This is a genomic window from Serinibacter arcticus, assembly GCF_003121705.1.
GTDB lineage: Bacteria > Actinomycetota > Actinomycetes > Actinomycetales > Beutenbergiaceae > Litorihabitans.
Window position 1 is genome coordinate 3,016,503 of sequence record NZ_PYHR01000002.1, and the last position, 15,129, is coordinate 3,031,631.

Below are 15,129 nucleotides of genomic sequence, written 5' to 3' on the forward strand. Positions count from 1 at the left end.
GACGCCGTCGTCGCCCGCTACCGGTCCAGGAGCTGCGCCGCGACCTGGGCCGCCGTCGCGGAGGCCTTGTCGGTGTCGGTGTGACGCGGCAGCTCCCCGTGCGCGGCCGCCAGGCCGGTGGCGAGCAGGCCCGCCAGGTGGGGCGCCGCGAACGACGTCCCGCTCCACACGGCGAACCCCCCGACGTAGCTGTCCGGGTCGACGGTCTCGCGGCACTCGCGCAGCCGGCCGTCGGCGTCGACCGTCTCGGGGATCCGGGCGAGCGGCTGCAGCCCGCCCTCGAACGGCGGTGACGTGCTCACCACCGACGCCCCGAGCGCGTAGCAGCTCACCCAGTCGCCCGTGTTGCTGAACAGCGCGACGGTGCCGTTGGGGTTGCGCGCCCCCACGGCCAGCACGGGGGCGCCGGGGGAGGGCACGGCCGCGAACGCGGCGGGGAAGAGGGGCCGGTCGGTCGACTCGTTGCCGGCCGAGCAGACGATCGCGACGCCGTCGGCCGCCAGCGCGTGCAGCACCGGGCGGAGCATGGCGTCGTGCGCCGGGTCCTCGGGGCTCTCGTGGTAGTAGCCCAGGGAGAGGGAGAGCACGTCCAGGCGCAGCCCCGCCGTCGGGTCGTCGACGTTCGCGTGCACCAGGTCGGCCACGTGCGCGAGCGCCGCGACGAGCTCGGACTCGCTGATCGCGCCGTCCGAGGCCACCACGCGCCAGGAGTACACGTCCGCCGTCGGTGCGCTCTGCCGCACCACGCCGGCGATGAACGTCCCGTGACCGCTGACGGCGTCGAGCATCCCGTCCAGCGGTCCGTGCTGGTCGGGGTGGACCTCGGGATCGCGCACCAGGGCGGACTCGGGGCAGACGGGGGTGCCGACGAGGTTCGGGTGGTCGCGCACCACCGTGGTCAGCCAGGGGTGCTCGCCGCACCCGGAGTCCAGGATCCCGACGGCGGCGCGGCGCCCCTCGTGCGGATCCGGCCCCCGGTCGGGGGAGGGGAGCAGCACGGCGACGGGCGTGCGCCCGCCCGCACCCGGCGCGAGGTAGCTCGCCGTCGGGGAGCCGGCGGGGTTGGTGCCGTAGAACGGGTTGGTCCCGTAGAAGGGATTGGTCCCGTAGAACGGGTTGGTGCCGAAGAAGCCGCGGGCGTTCGGCTGGTAGGCCGCCAGGAAGATGGCGTGGTCGAGGCTGACGCGAGCGAGGGGATCCGCGGGGTCCAGCTCGAGGCGCCGGACCCGGGTGCCCGACGGCGGAGTGCCGGGTTCCACCCTCGGCAACCGGGCGGCGCGGGCGCTCTCCAGCAGGAGCCACGCGTCGACCACCGGAAGCGGCGAGGTGGGCAGGCTGGTGAGCACGAGGCGCGACACGGTGCCGTCCGTCCCGCCGTCGGCGTCGCGACCGCGGCCTCGACCGCGCAAGGTGCCGGGGGTGTCGCGATCGCCGAACGTGACGTCCCAGTCCAGCTGCCAGCCGAACGTGCCGGCGAGCTCGTCCAGGCTCGCGCGGCCGTCGTCGCGCGCGTCCCCCCGGACGAGCAGCCGGTCGGGGGAGTAGAGGGTGGGCTGCACGGGGCCGGTGCGCGCCGTCGTCGGGTCGAGCACGCGCCAGCGGCTGGGGGCGTCACGCCCGGCGGCGTCCTGGTGGGACGGTTCTGCGGCCATCGGGTACTCCTTCGGGGACGTCGGTCGGTCAGACGGTGAACGGGGGGCTCGCGTGCCGCAGCCCGGAGTCGAGCTCGAGCTGGAGACGCACGCGGCCCGGGTCCACGCCGTCGAGCACGAAGCGCCCCTCGGGGTCGATGGCGGCGCCGAGGGACCGGGTCCCCGTGAGGAGGACGACGCCGGGGGTCGGCGGCGAGACCCAGCCGTCGATCCGGCGCGCGGACCCCTCGGGCGTGGGCCGGGACAGGCGCAGCGCCACGTGGAGCCCGGGGGCCGTGAGCTCGAGGACCTCCGGGTCGGTGCCGCGGGCCCCGAGCGCGCCGAGCGCTGCGCCGTCGGGAGCGGTCACGAAGGTGAGCATCGCCCACTCCTCCTCGAGGTCGGCCGTGGCCACGGCCGCCACCATCTGCTCCTCGAGTCCGGGCGGCACCGGGTCGTGCTCGCGCCACATCGCGTTCAGCGCGAGCAGCAGCGCCTCGTCGTCGCGGGCGGGGGCGTCGAGGCGGTCGGGGGCGTCGTCGTCGGTCATCGGTCTCCCGTCGTGGCGTTCGCGAGGGCCAGTCGCAGCTTGTCGAGGCAGCGCCCGCGGGTCGGGCCGATGCTCCCCACCGGCATCCCCAGCTGCTGGGAGAGGTGCGCGTAGTCGGGGCGGTCGTCGAACGCGATGACGCGCAGCAGGCGCTGGCAGCGTTCGGGCAGCGTCTGCACGGCGCTCCACAGGGCTGCGTGCTCGCCGCGTTCGACGGCGACGGCCTCGGCCGCGGGCGCCGGCGGCAGCAGCTGCTCCCAGTCGGAGTCCTCGAAGACCTGCGCCTGGGTCGTGGCCGCGGCGGTCGTGGCGCTGCGGACGTGCCACGCCTCCCGCCGGGTCGCGGTGATGAGCCAGGACGCGACGGCGCGGGGGTGGCGGATCTCGCCGCGACGCCGGACCAGGGCCAGCCACACGGTCTGCAGCACGTCACGCGCCGCCTCCTCCTCGAGGCGGCAGGCGCGGGCGACGTGCCAGAGCACGGGGGTCATGAGGCGCACGAGATCGTCGGCGGGAGCCCTGCCCTCACGCCACCGGTCGAACGCGTCGGCCACCTGCTCCCACATGGTCGGGTCGCCCGACGGGGCGTGTTCGAGCGCGTCGGGTGAGCTCGGCGGTGGGGGCACGGGCACGGTGTGCTCGTCGCCCACGGTGGTCATTGTCCTCACGCAGGGGGAGAGGGCGCCAGGGGTTTCCTGATACGAGTTCGGGCGAGGTTTCTCGGGCCCGGCGGCGAAGCACCCCGTGAGTGCGGAGCTGTTGCCGGTGCCGACGGCGTGTCGGCGGCAGAAGCTCAGCACTCACGGGGGTGGGGGGCGGTTGAGACGGGGGCGGGTCCGGCGTCGTGCGTCTCGGCGGCGGCTGCGGGGGGTGCCTCGGCGACAGCTGCGAGGAGCCAGGCGGGCGGGCCGCCGGCGTCGATCGGCTCGTCGGTGACGGCGAGCTGGTCGACGCCGTCGGGCTCGACGGCGGCGCCGTCGTCCACCGGAGCGGCCTGGTTGATCGTGATGGAGATGCTCATGAGCGTGGTCCGTCCTGTCTCGGGTCAGTTGAAGACGGCGTAGCGGCCGTCGAACGTGATCGCCTGGTTGGTGAGGTTGCGCACCGTGATCCAGTACGTGATGCGGGTGGGGTCGGCGCGCTCGACCTGCACCGTCCACTCCACCTCGGGCGCGCCCACCACGGGGGTGGTCGGCATGACGTACCAGGCCACGTGCCAGGCGGCGGGCCAGCCGAAGGTGAACCAGCGGCCGGTGGCCTGGGGGCCGAGGGTTCCGGTGAACTGCGTGGCGACTCTCATGGCGATGTCCTTTCACCAGCCGAGAACCGCGAAGCGGCCCTCGACGTCGACGGGCGTGTTCGTGAGGTTGGTGATGTCGATCCAGTAGGTCGCGCGCGCGTCGGAGGCGCGCTCGACCCGGGTGCGGAACTGGATCTGCGGGGCGCCCACGCGGGGCGTCACGGGCACCGCCGTCCAGATCACGTGCCAGTGCGCGGGCCAGCCGAAGGTGAACCAGCGCGTGGTCGCGTGCGCGGCGAGCCGCCCCGTGAACTGGGTGCCGACCCACTGCGCGTTGGCCAGCGCGGCCGGGATGAGCTGCCGCAGGTTCGGACGGTTGCCGATGCGTTGCGTGGCGGGCCGTCCGGGGGTGTCGAGCTGCGGCGATCCGGTGGCACGCAGCAGCTCGCGGGCGCGGGCCGGGCTGAGCGGGGGTCGCCCGTGGGCCCGGAGCACGCCCTGGACGGCGACGATCGCGCCCACCACGATCGGTGACGCGCTGGAGGTGCCGGAGAAGTCGTGGGTGTACCAGAGGTCGGCGTCGCCGCCGCCCTGGAGCCACCCGTACCCGGTGGTCGCGACCTCGCGGCCCCAACCCTGGGCGTCCACGGCGGCGCCGTGGTTGGAGAAGCCCAGCCGGGAGCGGTCGGTCCCGTGGTTGCCCGACGGCGGTGCGCCCGCTCCCACGAGCACCGCGCCGGAGTCCAGCTCCCGACGGCGGAACGGGTTGCGCCACCAGCTCGGGAAACCGCGGGACGGTCTGTCGTAGATCGCGTCGTCGAGGTTGCGCGCGCCGTTGCCGGCCGCCTCCACGACGATCGTGCCGCGCTCGACGGCGTAGCGGATGGCCAGGTAGTCGTCGGGCCACCACTCCACGGCGATGAAGCCGTCCTGCCCGGTGCCGCTCGCGCCGGGGCCGGAGCGGTGGATCTCCAGCAGGATGATGTCGCCCCGCCCCAGCCGGTCGGCGGCCGCCCGGATGGCGGCGGCCGAGGGGTGGTGGTGAACGACGACGCGCTGATGACGGCGTCGGGCGCGATGCCCGTGACGCCGAGGGCGTTGACGTCACCGGAGATCTCGCCGAGCACCGCGGTGCCGTGGTCGGTGTCGGTGCTCGGGGTGCCGGCCACGACGCCGCCCTGGTTGGCCCGAAGGTCCTCGTGCGTGAAGCGCCAGCCCCACTCGCAGTCGATCACGCGCACCCCGGCGCCCCGGCCGCCCGGCTGGGTCCAGGCCCAGCGCGCGTCGATGCCGCCGGGCGCGGGGTCGAGGTAGCCCTGCCGAGCCGTGAAGTCCGGGGTGACGGCGGGGGGCTCGTCACCGGCGGCGGCCTCGGCGTCGTCGGCGCGGTGCTCGAGCCAGACCGGGGCGCTCGAGGCGGGCTTGACGTAGGCGGCCTCGACGGCGGGGCTCGCCAGGAGGCGCTCCGCGAGGGCCTCGAGGTCGGCCACCTCGGTGGCGGTGGTGGTGACCCGGTAGAAGGTCGCCATCGTGGCGCCGAGGGGGAGGGTGGGTGAGGCGGCCGACGGTGAGCCGGCGGTGTCGGGGGCGCCGCCGTCGTCGTCCGGCCGGGCGGGAGTGACCGTGGCGGTCGCCGGGACGGAGGCCCGCACCCGGTCCTCGCTCGAGCCGAAGAGCGGCTCGATGGTGATGGTCGGGTCGGCGGCGATCTCGGCGAGGTCGCCGAGGTCCCACCCGGCGGCGGAGCGGGCTCCGGTCGCGGTGATGCGGAGGCCGGCGTCGAGGTGGCCGACCACGATGAGCTCGGGCGGGCTGGACTCCGGTGGGAGCGTGCTGTTGTCGACGCGGTGGGGGTCGGGCGGATCCGGCGGCCGAGCCGCGCGGGTGGTCGAGCGAGCCATGGTGGTCATCCCTCTCGCGGCGGGGACCTTCCTCGCCTCGTGAGGTGGAGAGGGTGAGAGGGGCGCGGGTGATACGGCCGCCGTCAGTCGGGCGCGGGCCGGTACCGCACGACCGTCGCCCCGACCGGAGCTCCCGGCGATCGGTGAGCTCGAGCCGGAGCTGGTCGTGCAGGCCGGCGAGCAGGGTCGGTCCGCGACCGGCGACCACGGGGTGGACCAGGAACACGTACTCGTCGATCAGTCCCAGCTTCGCCAGCGCCGTCGGCAGCATCACGCCGCCGACGGACAGGCCGTCGCCGGGCTCCTCCTTGAGTCGTCGAACCGCCTCACCGAGGTCACCGTGGAGCAGCTCGGCGTTCCAGTCGACCGTCTCGAGCGTGCTCGAGACGACGTACTTCCTCGTCCTGTCGATCGCTTCGGCGAACAGCATCTCCGACTCGTCCATCCAGTCGGGCCAGGCGCCCGAGGTGGGCCGCCGCCACGCCTGCTCCATCATCTCGTAGGTGACCCGGCCGAACAGCTCGCCATCGGCGCGCTCGGTCTCCTCCGTCCAGAAGCGCATCGACTCCTCGTCGGGAGGAAGTCCGGTCTCGTGGCTGACGCAGCCGTCGAGCGTGACGTTGATCGCGTAGCGCAGGGGTCTCATGCAGGGGGGACCGCGCTGACGGGCGAAAGTCATCGGTGCGGCGGGCGTCCTGCGCGGCACGATGGGTCCATGACCGCCTCGCCGCCCGTCCACCCGTGCCCCGTCTGCGGCGCGTCCGCGCTCGGGGGGCCGCGCTACCCGGCGGCCGTCTGCGCGGAGTGCTCGACGCGGACCGAGTGCGCGCACGGCCGCCGGGTGGTTCCCGCGACGACGGGACCGGCCGGTGCGCTCGAGGTCAGGCACATCGACGACGGCACGCTCTGCGAGCCCGTCGTGCTGCACCACCGCGTGCGGATCGACGGCCATCCCGCCGTCGCGAAGGAGGCCCACCTCGGTGGGGTGGTCGTCGAGGCGCTCGCGCTGCCGCGGCTCGAGCTGGTGCGGGGTGACATCACCCGGGAGGCCACGGACGCCGTCGTGAACGCCGCGAACTCCGCGATGCGCGGGGGCGGGGGAGTGGACGGCGCGATCCACCGCGCGGGCGGGCCGCGGGTGCTCGCCGACTGCGTCACGCGGTTCCCGCGCGGGCTCGCGACGGGCGACGCCGGCTGGACCACCGCGGGAGACCTCGCCGCCCACTGGGTCATCCACACCGTCGGGCCGAACTACCGGCGCGGTGAGCGCGACCGCGGGCTGCTCGCGTCCTGCTACCGCCGCAGCCTCGAGGTCGCGGACGAGCTCGGCGTCCGGTCGCTCGCCGTCCCGCTCATCAGCGCGGGGATCTACGGGTGGCCGCTGCAGGACGCGGCGGACGTCGCCGTCGAGACGCTGGGCGGGACGGCGTCGCTCGTGCGGGAGGTGCGGATCGTGGCGTTCGACGGCGCGGCTCACGACGCGGTCGCGGCGGCGCTGGCGCGGGCCTGACTGTCCGCCCCTCCGGGCCGGGCCGGGGCGGCCGGCCGGGCCGGGGCGGGGCGCGTTGCGCGCACGGATGGTCGCTTCGGGGGGTGTGAGGCGGCCACCGGTGCGCGCAACGACGTTGGTGACGGAGGGCCGGGGCGGAGGACCTGGGCGGAGTGGGAGGGTGTCGGGGGCGGTCGTCGCCGTCGCCGTCGTGATCGCGCTGTGGGCGCTGGTCGCGAGCCCGCGGGCGCGCTGGCGCGGACCCGTGGCGACGCCGGTCGCGAAGGTCGCCGTGTTCGGCGGCGCGGGCCTGGGGCTGGCGCTGACGGGGAGCGGGGGGATGGGCGCCGGGCTCGTCGGGGCGGCGGTGCTGCTGAGTGCGTTGGCGCGGACGCCGGAGGTGCGGGCGCTGGCCGCGCCGGTTCCGGCGGCGGACGACGGCGGTCGGCCGGCCTCCGGCTGATCGCCGCAGCGGCGGCCTCGGTGCCGCCCGGGCCGGGGCCGGGCCTGTGGCGGGGCGTTGCGCGCAGGGATGGTCGCTTCGGGGCGTCGGAACCGACCAACGGTGCGCGCAACACGGCGGTGGGGCGGCGGAACCGGCCAACGGTGCGCGCAACGGGGCCGGCGGCGGCCGGCGGCGGGCCCGGGGACCCGGGCCCGCCGCCTACGGCCGCGGCGGCGCCGTCGTCCCGCGCACGACGAGCGTCGTCGGCAGCCGCACGTGCGCCGGCGGCCCCGCCGCCTCCCGCTCCGCCCGCCCGCCCGGCGCCGCGAGCTGCTCCAGCAGGATCCGCACCGCGTGGCCGCCGAGCTGCTGGATCTCCTGGCGGACGGTCGTGAGCGGGGGACGGGTGGCGGCGGCCTCGGGCACGTCGTCGAACCCGACCACGGACAGGTCGCCCGGCACGTCCACGCCGAGCCGGTGCGCGGTGTCGAGGATGCCCATCGCCGAGAGGTCGTTGCCGGCGAAGATCGCCGTCGGGGGATCGGGCAGCGCGAGCATCGCCGCGGTGGGGGCGTCGGCGCCGTCACGCTGGTACTCGGCCACGCGCATCAGCGCGGGATCGGCCGCCAGGCCCGCCTCGGCCAGCGCCTGGCGGAAGCCGGCCTCGCGCAGCCGGGACGACTCCAGGTCCGGGCGGCCGCCGAGGAAGCCGATGCGGGTGTGCCCGAGCTCGATGAGGTGCTGCGTGGCCAGCACGGCGCCCGCGAGGTTGTCGGAGTCGACGGTCGCGAGGTCGGCCGGTCCGGTGTGCGGGTCGACGGCGACCACGGGGATCTCCTCGTCGGCGTGTACGACCGTCGGCGTGACGAGCACGGCGCCGTCGATGAGGGTGCCGCTCAGCCGCGAGAGGTAGCGACGCTCCCAGCCGGGGCGGTCGGACCCGCCGGTGTAGGCCAGCAGCGCGTAGTCGGTGCCGGCGAGCGCGACCCCGGCGCCCTTGAGGATCTCGGTGCTGAACGGCTCGAACTCGGCCACCAGCACGCCGATGACGTTGGTGCGCTGCGACCGCAGGCTGCGGGCCACGATGCTCTGCTCGAACCCGAGGCGCTGCACCACGTCCTGCACGTGGGCGACAGTCGTGGCGGCGATGCCGTGCCGCTCGTTGATCACCTTCGAGACGGTCGCGATCGACACGCCCGCCTCCCGTGCGACGTCCGTGATCGTCACCCGCCTCGCCATGGCGCGAGCGTAGCTCGACCCGGGCCACGGGCGGCTGGTCTGTCCGGAGATGCGACAGCGTGGTACTTCGGTGGCGGTGTACGCCGCCGAAGTACCACGCCGGGTGGTGCGAGGTGTCGCGTCAGATGATCGGCGTCAGACCGCCGTCGTCGTGCCGGTCGGGCTCTTCGGCGCCTCGGCGCCGCCGATCAGGCCGGAGAAGTCGACGTTCGGGAACGCCGAGCCGAGCAGGCCCTGGTTCTCCGCGATCAGCTGCGTGATGCCCTTGCTGATCGAGCTGGCGCCGTCGTTGGAGATGATCGTCAGGCCGTCCACGTTGCCGTAGGCCTGCGCCGCGGCGGTGACGATCTCCGGCAGTCGCTCGATGTACTGCTGCGCAAGCACGGCCTGACCCTGCTCGGACAGCGCCTCGGCCTGCGCCTTGGTGGCCGCGGCCTGGGCGAGACCCCTCGCCTCGATCGCGGCGGCCTCGGCCTCACCCGTGGCGCGCGTGGCCTCGGCGTCGAGCACCGCGGCCGTCTTGTTGGCCTCGGCGATCTCCTTGCGACGGAACGCCTCGGCCTGCGTGGCCGCGTTGTCGGCGTCGCGCTGGGCGTTGGCGTCCTGCACCCGGGCGAAGGCCGCGGCCTCGGCCGGCTTGCGGACGTCGATGTCGAGCTGCTCCTCGGTGACGCGAGCCTGCTCCACGAGCGCCGTCTGCTGGCGGGCGGCCACGAGGGCTTCCTGCTCCGCGCGGGCGAGCTGGCCGGAGGCGAGCGCCTCGGCGTCGGCCCGGTCCGTCTCCGCCTTGATCCCGGCCCGCTTCAGGGCGAGGTCGCGCTCACGGGCGGCGACCTTCTCGTCGGCGGTGATGCGGGCGTTCTCCGACGCGAGGCGCGTCTCGGCCTCGACCATCTCGGCGGCCTGACGCGTGCGGGCGGCCTGGGCGCGACCGAGGTTGCGCAGGACGTCGCTGCCGGGGGTGTCGATGTCGGAGAGGTTGACCAGGTCGACCTGGAAGCCCTGCTCGGCGAGGTCGGTCTTGATCGAGCTGACCACCTTCTCCTGGAGGGTGTCGCGGTCCTTGATGAGCTCCTCGACCGTCATCGAGCCGATGATCGGGCGCAGCGCACCCTCGAGCGCCTGCTGCATCGGCGTCTTGATGTCGGCCTGCTGGGACAGGAAGCGCTGCGCCGCACGGCGCACGCCCTCCTCGTCGCCGCGCACCTTGAACAGCACGGTGGCCTTCACGGACGTCGGCACGTAGTTGGCGTCGACGGCGTCCACGCGCAGGTCGATCGAGCGCTGCTCGAGCGAGACCTCGAACGCGGCCTCGAGGATCGGGATGACGAACGCGCGGCCGCCGATGATGACGCGCTGGCCCGACGACGTGCCGTCCTTGCTGTTGCGACCCACGATCACGAGGGCCTGGTTCGGGGGGACGCGCTTGATCTGCTTGATGAGCAGCAGGCCGATCACGAGCACGGCCACCACGAGGATGGCGACGCCGATGAGGGCCGGGGAGACGGATTCGATCATGGGTGACCTTCCGGGTCGGGTGCCACGCGGGTGGCGCGGCGGTCGGGTGCGGGTGGCGCGGCGGTCGGGTGCGGGTGGTGCGGGTGGTTCGGGGTGCGGGTGTGGGTGCGGGTGCGACGGGGCGTCGTCGCGGGTGGGGCGCGGGGTGCGGGCGTGGTGAGGTCGGGCGAGGTCGGCCGGCGGGTCAGCGCGAGCGGTCGACGGCGCGCACCTCGACGCGGGAGCCGTCCAGCGCGACGACCTCCACGCGGGCCCCGGGTTCGAGCCAGTCCTCGCTGTAGGCGAGACGGGTCTCGATCTCACGGCTGTCGTCGAGCCGGACCTCGCCGCTGCTGGGGCCGGTCGTCGCCGTCAGGGTGCCGAGGGCGCCGACGAGGTCGTACCCGATGGAGCTCACCTCGCTGCTGCGCGCCCGCGTGATGACGAGCTGGACGAGAGCGCCGAGCGCCACGGCGGCGACGGTCGCGAGCAGGAAGCGCAGCGCGTCGTTGCTCACGATGAGGCCGATCGCGCCGAAGCCGGTGAGTGCGGCGCCGAACGCCGTCGTGGAGATGAAGAAGTCCGGGATCTCGAGGACGTCACCGAACACGAGCGAGGCGAGCAGCAGGAGCAGCCCGATCGCTCCGATCACGAGGAAGACGGTCATGGAACCCCCAGGGTTGGCCACGGTGGTGGTCAGGTGGTGCGGTGCCCGGTGGTCGACGACGTCGGTGGAGCTGACGCTCGGCCGGTGGGTTGGCACCAGTCTACTTGACTGAGTCTTGACTTGGGGAAAGTGGAGGAGTAAAAGACCCGGCGGATGTGCAAAAGCCCCTCGCCGGTGGTGCGCAAGCCCCTCGCCGGTGTGCGTAAGCCCCTCGCCGGTGGTGCAGAAACCCCTCGGCGAGAGAGGTGGGGCTTGTCAGAGTGAGTATTAGTCAGGCACACTAAAACCATGAACCCCACCCAGGAGGCCCAGCTCGAGGTCCTCGCCGCTCGTACGGCGTCGGACCTGTTCGGCGAGAACGACGGCGACCGCTCGCGTCGTGCGGCGCTGCGCACGCTGCGCCGGCTCCGGGCCCAGCTGCACCCCGACCGGGCGCGGGCCGCCGGCGTCGACGTGGGGGAGGCGACCTCGGCGTTCGTGACGGTCGGCGACTGGCACGCGGCGTGGCTCCAGGACGGCGCGACCGGGGCGCGAGCCGCCGCGGACGGCGGGACGACGGCCGTCGTGCACGGTCGCCGTCGCGACTGGACGGTCGGGGCGCAGGTCGCAGGCGGTACGTGGTCCACCCTCTACGCCGCGGACGGGGCGGTCGCGAAGATCGCCCGCAGCGAGCGGGCCAACCGGTTGGTCGCTGTCGCGGCCTCGAGCCTCACCCGCCTCGCTGCCTTCGCCGCCACCCGCTCCTGGGCCGAGCACGGCTACCCCCACCTGGTCGACGTCGGGGAGGTGCGCGGACCGCAAGGGCGCCGCGCCGCCGTCGTGATCGAGGACCTCGGGACCGGCACGGGACACGTCTCGCTCGAGCAGGTCCTCGCCGCCCACCCGGGCGGGCTCGACGGGCGCGACTGGGCCTGGATGATGCGGCGGCTGCTGTGGCTGGTGGCCGGGGCGCACGACGCCGGGCTCGTCCACGGCGCGATCGCGCCGGCGAACGTGCTGATCGCGCCGTCGGACCACCGGGTGGTGCTCGCCGGGTGGGGGATGTCGACGCCGAGCGGCGGCCGGCTGCCCGCGCGGATGGCGAGCGAGGCCGCGGCGTATCCGCCGGAGGCCGACGGCGCCGTGACCGGCGCGCTCGACGTCTGGATGCTCGCGCACCTGATGGAGCGGATGCTCCGGCCGGACGAGGCGCGGCAGCGGCGGTTCGCCCGCGGCTGCCGGCAGACGGCCCCCCGGATGCGTCCGACGGCGGCCGACCTGTCCGCCGAGTACGACGACCTCCTCGACCGGCTCCACGGGCCGCGGACCTTCCGTCCCTTCCCGATGCCGGCCGTCGCTCGCACCCCCTGACCAGCACGACCCCCGAACTCCGCCGGCACCCCGCCGGCGCCAACCGAAGGAGGCTCCCGTGGGAGCAGGAGCGTGGAACGACAGCACGTACCGGGCGGGTGCGGCGAGCCGCCGCAGCGCCGGGCAGGACGACTTCGGCTACACCTCGACGCTGCGTCGTCGGCCGGCCTCGGACTGGAAGGCCGACCCGGCGCTCGACCCCAAGGGCGTGACGCTGCGCGAGTCGCGCGACAGCGCCGAGCACCCGTCGTCGACGCCGATCGTCGTGCTCTTCGACGTCACGGGGTCGATGGGCCACGTGCCGCGGATCGTGCAGCAGAAGATGTCGGGCCTGCTGGGGCTGCTCGAGCGGCAGGGCTACGTCAGCAATCCGCAGATCATGTTCGGCGCGATCGGCGACGCCGACAGCGACCGCGTGCCGCTGCAGGTCGGGCAGTTCGAGTCCGACAACCGGATGGACGAGCAGCTGCGCACGATCTTCCTCGAGGGCAACGGCGGCGGGCAGAAGAGCGAGTCCTACGAGCTCGCGGCCTACTTCGTGGCCCGCCACACCGCCACCGACCACTGGGACAGGCGCGGCCGCAAGGGCTACCTGTTCGTGATCGGCGACGAGCTCAACAAGCGTCGGCTCGAGGCGCGGCACGTGCGTCGCGTGATCGGCGACGTGCTCGAGGGTGACGTCGCGGTCGAGGCGATCTGGGCCGAGGTCCAGGAGCGGTGGGAGACGTTCTACGTGCTGCCGCGCCAGACGGCCTACTTCGACGACCCCGAGGTCAACGAGCACTGGCGAGCGCTGCTGGGCGAGCGGCTGCTGAAGCTCGAGGACCCGGCCGCGGTGGCCGAGCTGATCGCGACGACGATCGGCCTGCTCGAGGACTCGATCGACCTGGACGAGGGGCTGGCGAACCTCGGGGCGATCGGGTCCGACGGCGGGGTCGCGGTCGGGCGGGCGCTCGCGGTCGTGGGCGCGGGCGTCGCGGCCAGGGGCGCGGCCGATGCGCGAGGTGGGGGCACCGCCGTCGGGGTCCTGCCGCCCGGCCTCGACGTCCCGGACGACCTGGCCTGACACCCACCCGCTCGAGGAGCACCCCATGACCACCCCCGCCATCCCGCGTGACGTGCCGATCGTCGTCGTCGGCCTGGCCTTCGGCGACGAGTCGAAGGGCGCGACCGTCGACCACCTCTGCTCGACGCGGGAGGTGGGGGCGGTCGTGCGGTTCAACGGCGGCGCGCAGGCGGCGCACAACGTGATCGCCGACGGCGTGCACCGCACCGCGCGGCTGTTCGGCTCAGGCTCGCTCGCCGGCACCCCGACGTTCCTCGCGGCTCCTGCGCTCGTGGACCCCGGCATCCTCGTGCGAGAGGCGGCGGAGCTGGCCCGGCTCGGCGTCGCGCACCCGTTCGGGCTCCTGACGGTGGACCCGGACGCGCTCGTCACCACCCCGATCCACCAGGTCGCCAACCGCACCCGCGAGGACCTGCGCGGCGCCGCGCGGCACGGGTCGACCGGGCTCGGGATCGGCGAGACCACCTGGTTCGACCTCGCCTGTCGTGCCGGGCTGCGCCGCGGTGGGACGCTGGGGAACTTCACGGCGCTCGCGGACGCGCCGCCCGCCGACCCCGGGGCGCTGCGGGTGCGCGACCTCGCCGACCGCGCGGCGGTCCGGGCCCGGCTCGTCGACCTCGAGCGGTTCTACTACCCGCTGATCGCGCAGGGCCGTCACGACGTGCCGAGCCTGGCGGCGATGGTGGAGGAGCTGCACGACGTCGGACGGCTGCTCCAGGTCGAGCCCGCCTCCTCCTACCTCGCCCGGGCGGGCGAGCGCGGGATCGTCGTCGCGGAGGGGGCGCAGGGCGTGCTGCTGGACGAGACCTACGGCTTCCACCCGTACACGACCTGGTCGACGACGCGGCCCGCCGGCGCCCGCGCGGTGCTCGACGCCGCGGGGTTCGCCCGGCCGTACGTGCTCGGGCTGACGCGGTCGTACACGACGCGGCACGGCGCGGGGCCGCTGCCGAGCGAGGACCCTGCGCTCCTCGCGGCGCTGCCGGAGCCGCACAACGACACGGGGGAGTACCAGGGCTCGTGGCGGACCGGGCACCTCGACCTGGTGGCGCTCGACTACGCGCGGCAGGTCGCTGGGCCGCTCGACGGTGTGGCGGTGTCGCACCTGGAGTGGGCGGACCGGGTCGACGTCGTGACGGCGTACGACGGGCTGCCGGGTGGGCGTGTGGGTCTGACCCACCGCCCCGACCACGACCTCGACGCGATGGCGAGGATCACGCGGGAGCTGGCCTCCGCCGTCGTGATCCGGGAGCGTACGGACGCCGGCCGCACCCTGGCGCTGCTGGAGCGCACGCTCCGCGCCCCGGTGGTCCTGACGGCCGACGGCCCGACCCGCGCCGACCGCCGGGCGCACGGCGCCCCTCCCCGCTGAGTGCTGACTCGTTGCCGCCCCTGACGGCGTGTCGGCGGCAGAAACTCAGCACTCAGCGGTGGGGGTCAGTCCTGCCAGCGCCAGACGCGGCCCGGGCGACCCGGGCCGTGGCCGGCGGGCTCGCCGCGCTCCAGGCCCGGCAGGCGGGCGAGGTCGCGGTTGAGGTTCCCGCGGTCGACCTTGCCGACCAGCGCCTGGGTGAGCGCGACGGCATCGCCCGCCGAGAAGGTCCGGCCCGTCAGCGCGCGGCTGAAGGTGAGGTCGCGCCACAGCAGCGACGCCAGCAGCGGGCGCGTCGTGGCGAGGATCTGGTCGTGGTCGAAGGCGAGGGGCGGCGTCGCGTCGAGGCCGTGCCAGACGGCGGCGTCCCCGGCGCCCGACCCCACCACGGCCCACGTCGCGACCGACAGCGTCGGTCCGCGCGGATCCCGGTTGGGCTCGTCGAACGTGAGCAGCTGCCCCGTGGCGACCGGCGCGGCGTCGACCTTCGCCAGCGCGCGACGGGCCGCGTGCGCGATCGTCTCGTCGGCCAGCAGGAGGACGCCTGGCAGCGCGAGCTCACCGGCGAACGGGTCGAACGGGCGGACGTGCGTGGCGAGCTCGAGCCCGCGGGCGGCCCGGTCGAACCGGAGCGCGAGGACGTCGACGCTGACGTGGGTGGCGGGCGTCGGAGTCACCCGGC

General features: G+C 74.8%; 17 protein-coding genes and 1 pseudogene. 7 read left to right on the plus strand and 11 right to left on the minus strand.

The features are described 5' to 3' along the window. Window positions 1-17 precede the first annotated feature (17 nt). The 6 genes from C8046_RS18120 to C8046_RS18850 form a co-directional block, all read right to left on the minus strand. A complete protein-coding gene (locus tag C8046_RS18120) occupies window positions 18-1,652 on the minus strand; it encodes a S8 family peptidase (protein ID WP_146197168.1) in 1,635 nt (544 codons plus the stop codon). 28 nt (window positions 1,653-1,680) lie between these two features. Beyond that, window positions 1,681-2,181 (minus strand): hypothetical protein, encoded by a 501-nt coding sequence (locus C8046_RS13470; RefSeq protein ID WP_109229895.1) that lies wholly within the window; start codon window positions 2,179-2,181, stop codon window positions 1,681-1,683. Continuing rightward, a complete protein-coding gene (locus tag C8046_RS13475; protein WP_235866331.1) occupies window positions 2,178-2,831 on the minus strand; it encodes a sigma-70 family RNA polymerase sigma factor in 654 nt (217 codons plus the stop codon). The genes C8046_RS13470 and C8046_RS13475 overlap by 4 nt, the downstream gene beginning before the upstream one ends. 143 nt (window positions 2,832-2,974) lie before the next feature. Continuing rightward, entirely contained in the window at window positions 2,975-3,202 is a 228-nt protein-coding gene (locus C8046_RS13480; protein WP_109229896.1) for a hypothetical protein, read from the minus strand. Window positions 3,203-3,226: 24 nt separating this feature from the next. Continuing rightward, on the minus strand, window positions 3,227-3,481 hold the full coding sequence (locus C8046_RS13485) for a hypothetical protein (protein ID WP_109229897.1): 255 nt from the start codon (window positions 3,479-3,481) through the stop codon (window positions 3,227-3,229). A gap of 12 nt (window positions 3,482-3,493) precedes the next feature. Next, window positions 3,494-4,336: a S8 family serine peptidase gene (locus C8046_RS18850; RefSeq protein WP_199224479.1), complete on the minus strand. Its 843-nt coding sequence runs from the start codon at window positions 4,334-4,336 to the stop codon at window positions 3,494-3,496. Between the two features lie 126 nt (window positions 4,337-4,462). On the opposite strand from C8046_RS18850, the gene C8046_RS18855 reads away from it, so the two are divergent. Both C8046_RS18855 and C8046_RS19530 read left to right on the plus strand, forming a co-directional pair. After that, entirely contained in the window at window positions 4,463-4,735 is a 273-nt protein-coding gene (locus tag C8046_RS18855) for a hypothetical protein (RefSeq protein WP_199224480.1), read from the plus strand. A 234-nt stretch (window positions 4,736-4,969) separates the two neighbouring features. Beyond that, on the plus strand, window positions 4,970-5,365 hold the full coding sequence (locus C8046_RS19530) for a hypothetical protein (RefSeq protein ID WP_235866492.1): 396 nt from the start codon (window positions 4,970-4,972) through the stop codon (window positions 5,363-5,365). A gap of 40 nt (window positions 5,366-5,405) precedes the next feature. On the opposite strand, the pseudogene C8046_RS19535 reads toward C8046_RS19530, so the two are convergent. After that, window positions 5,406-5,968, minus strand: a pseudogene (locus tag C8046_RS19535) (dihydrofolate reductase family protein). A gap of 360 nt (window positions 5,969-6,328) precedes the next feature. Between C8046_RS19535 and C8046_RS13500 the strand changes: the two are divergent. Together C8046_RS13500 and C8046_RS13505 are read left to right on the plus strand one after the other, a co-directional pair. After that, entirely contained in the window at window positions 6,329-6,832 is a 504-nt protein-coding gene (locus tag C8046_RS13500; RefSeq protein WP_109230942.1) for an O-acetyl-ADP-ribose deacetylase, read from the plus strand. 160 nt (window positions 6,833-6,992) lie between these two features. Further along, complete coding sequence (locus C8046_RS13505; RefSeq protein ID WP_158277223.1) at window positions 6,993-7,274, plus strand: DUF2568 domain-containing protein; 282 nt, start codon at window positions 6,993-6,995, stop codon at window positions 7,272-7,274. 201 nt (window positions 7,275-7,475) lie between these two features. Here the strand turns inward: C8046_RS13505 and C8046_RS13510 are convergent, their stop codons facing one another. The 3 genes from C8046_RS13510 to C8046_RS13520 form a co-directional block, all read right to left on the minus strand. After that, window positions 7,476-8,495 (minus strand): LacI family DNA-binding transcriptional regulator, encoded by a 1,020-nt coding sequence (locus tag C8046_RS13510; RefSeq protein ID WP_109229899.1) that lies wholly within the window; start codon window positions 8,493-8,495, stop codon window positions 7,476-7,478. Between the two features lie 135 nt (window positions 8,496-8,630). Beyond that, entirely contained in the window at window positions 8,631-10,013 is a 1,383-nt protein-coding gene (locus C8046_RS13515; RefSeq protein WP_109229900.1) for an SPFH domain-containing protein, read from the minus strand. A 184-nt stretch (window positions 10,014-10,197) separates the two neighbouring features. Next, complete coding sequence (locus C8046_RS13520; RefSeq protein ID WP_235866332.1) at window positions 10,198-10,755, minus strand: NfeD family protein; 558 nt, start codon at window positions 10,753-10,755, stop codon at window positions 10,198-10,200. Window positions 10,756-10,947: 192 nt separating this feature from the next. Between C8046_RS13520 and C8046_RS13525 the strand changes: the two genes are divergently transcribed. Genes C8046_RS13525 through C8046_RS13535 form a run of 3 tightly spaced genes read left to right on the plus strand, consistent with a single transcriptional unit; the run spans window position 10,948 to window position 14,447 of the window. After that, window positions 10,948-12,009 carry a protein kinase family protein gene (locus C8046_RS13525; RefSeq protein ID WP_109229902.1) on the plus strand — a complete coding sequence of 354 codons (1,062 nt, stop codon included), beginning with the start codon at window positions 10,948-10,950 and terminating at the stop codon, window positions 12,007-12,009. Between the two features lie 58 nt (window positions 12,010-12,067). After that, window positions 12,068-13,075, plus strand: coding sequence for a hypothetical protein (locus C8046_RS13530; protein WP_199224482.1), 1,008 nt, complete (start codon window positions 12,068-12,070; stop codon window positions 13,073-13,075). Window positions 13,076-13,100: 25 nt separating this feature from the next. Continuing rightward, window positions 13,101-14,447, plus strand: coding sequence for an adenylosuccinate synthetase (locus C8046_RS13535; protein WP_109230943.1), 1,347 nt, complete (start codon window positions 13,101-13,103; stop codon window positions 14,445-14,447). A gap of 65 nt (window positions 14,448-14,512) precedes the next feature. On the opposite strand, the gene C8046_RS13540 is transcribed toward C8046_RS13535, so the two are convergent. Further along, window positions 14,513-15,124 carry an NUDIX hydrolase gene (locus tag C8046_RS13540; RefSeq protein WP_109229903.1) on the minus strand — a complete coding sequence of 204 codons (612 nt, stop codon included), beginning with the start codon at window positions 15,122-15,124 and terminating at the stop codon, window positions 14,513-14,515. Between the last annotated feature and the right edge of the window lie 5 nt (window positions 15,125-15,129).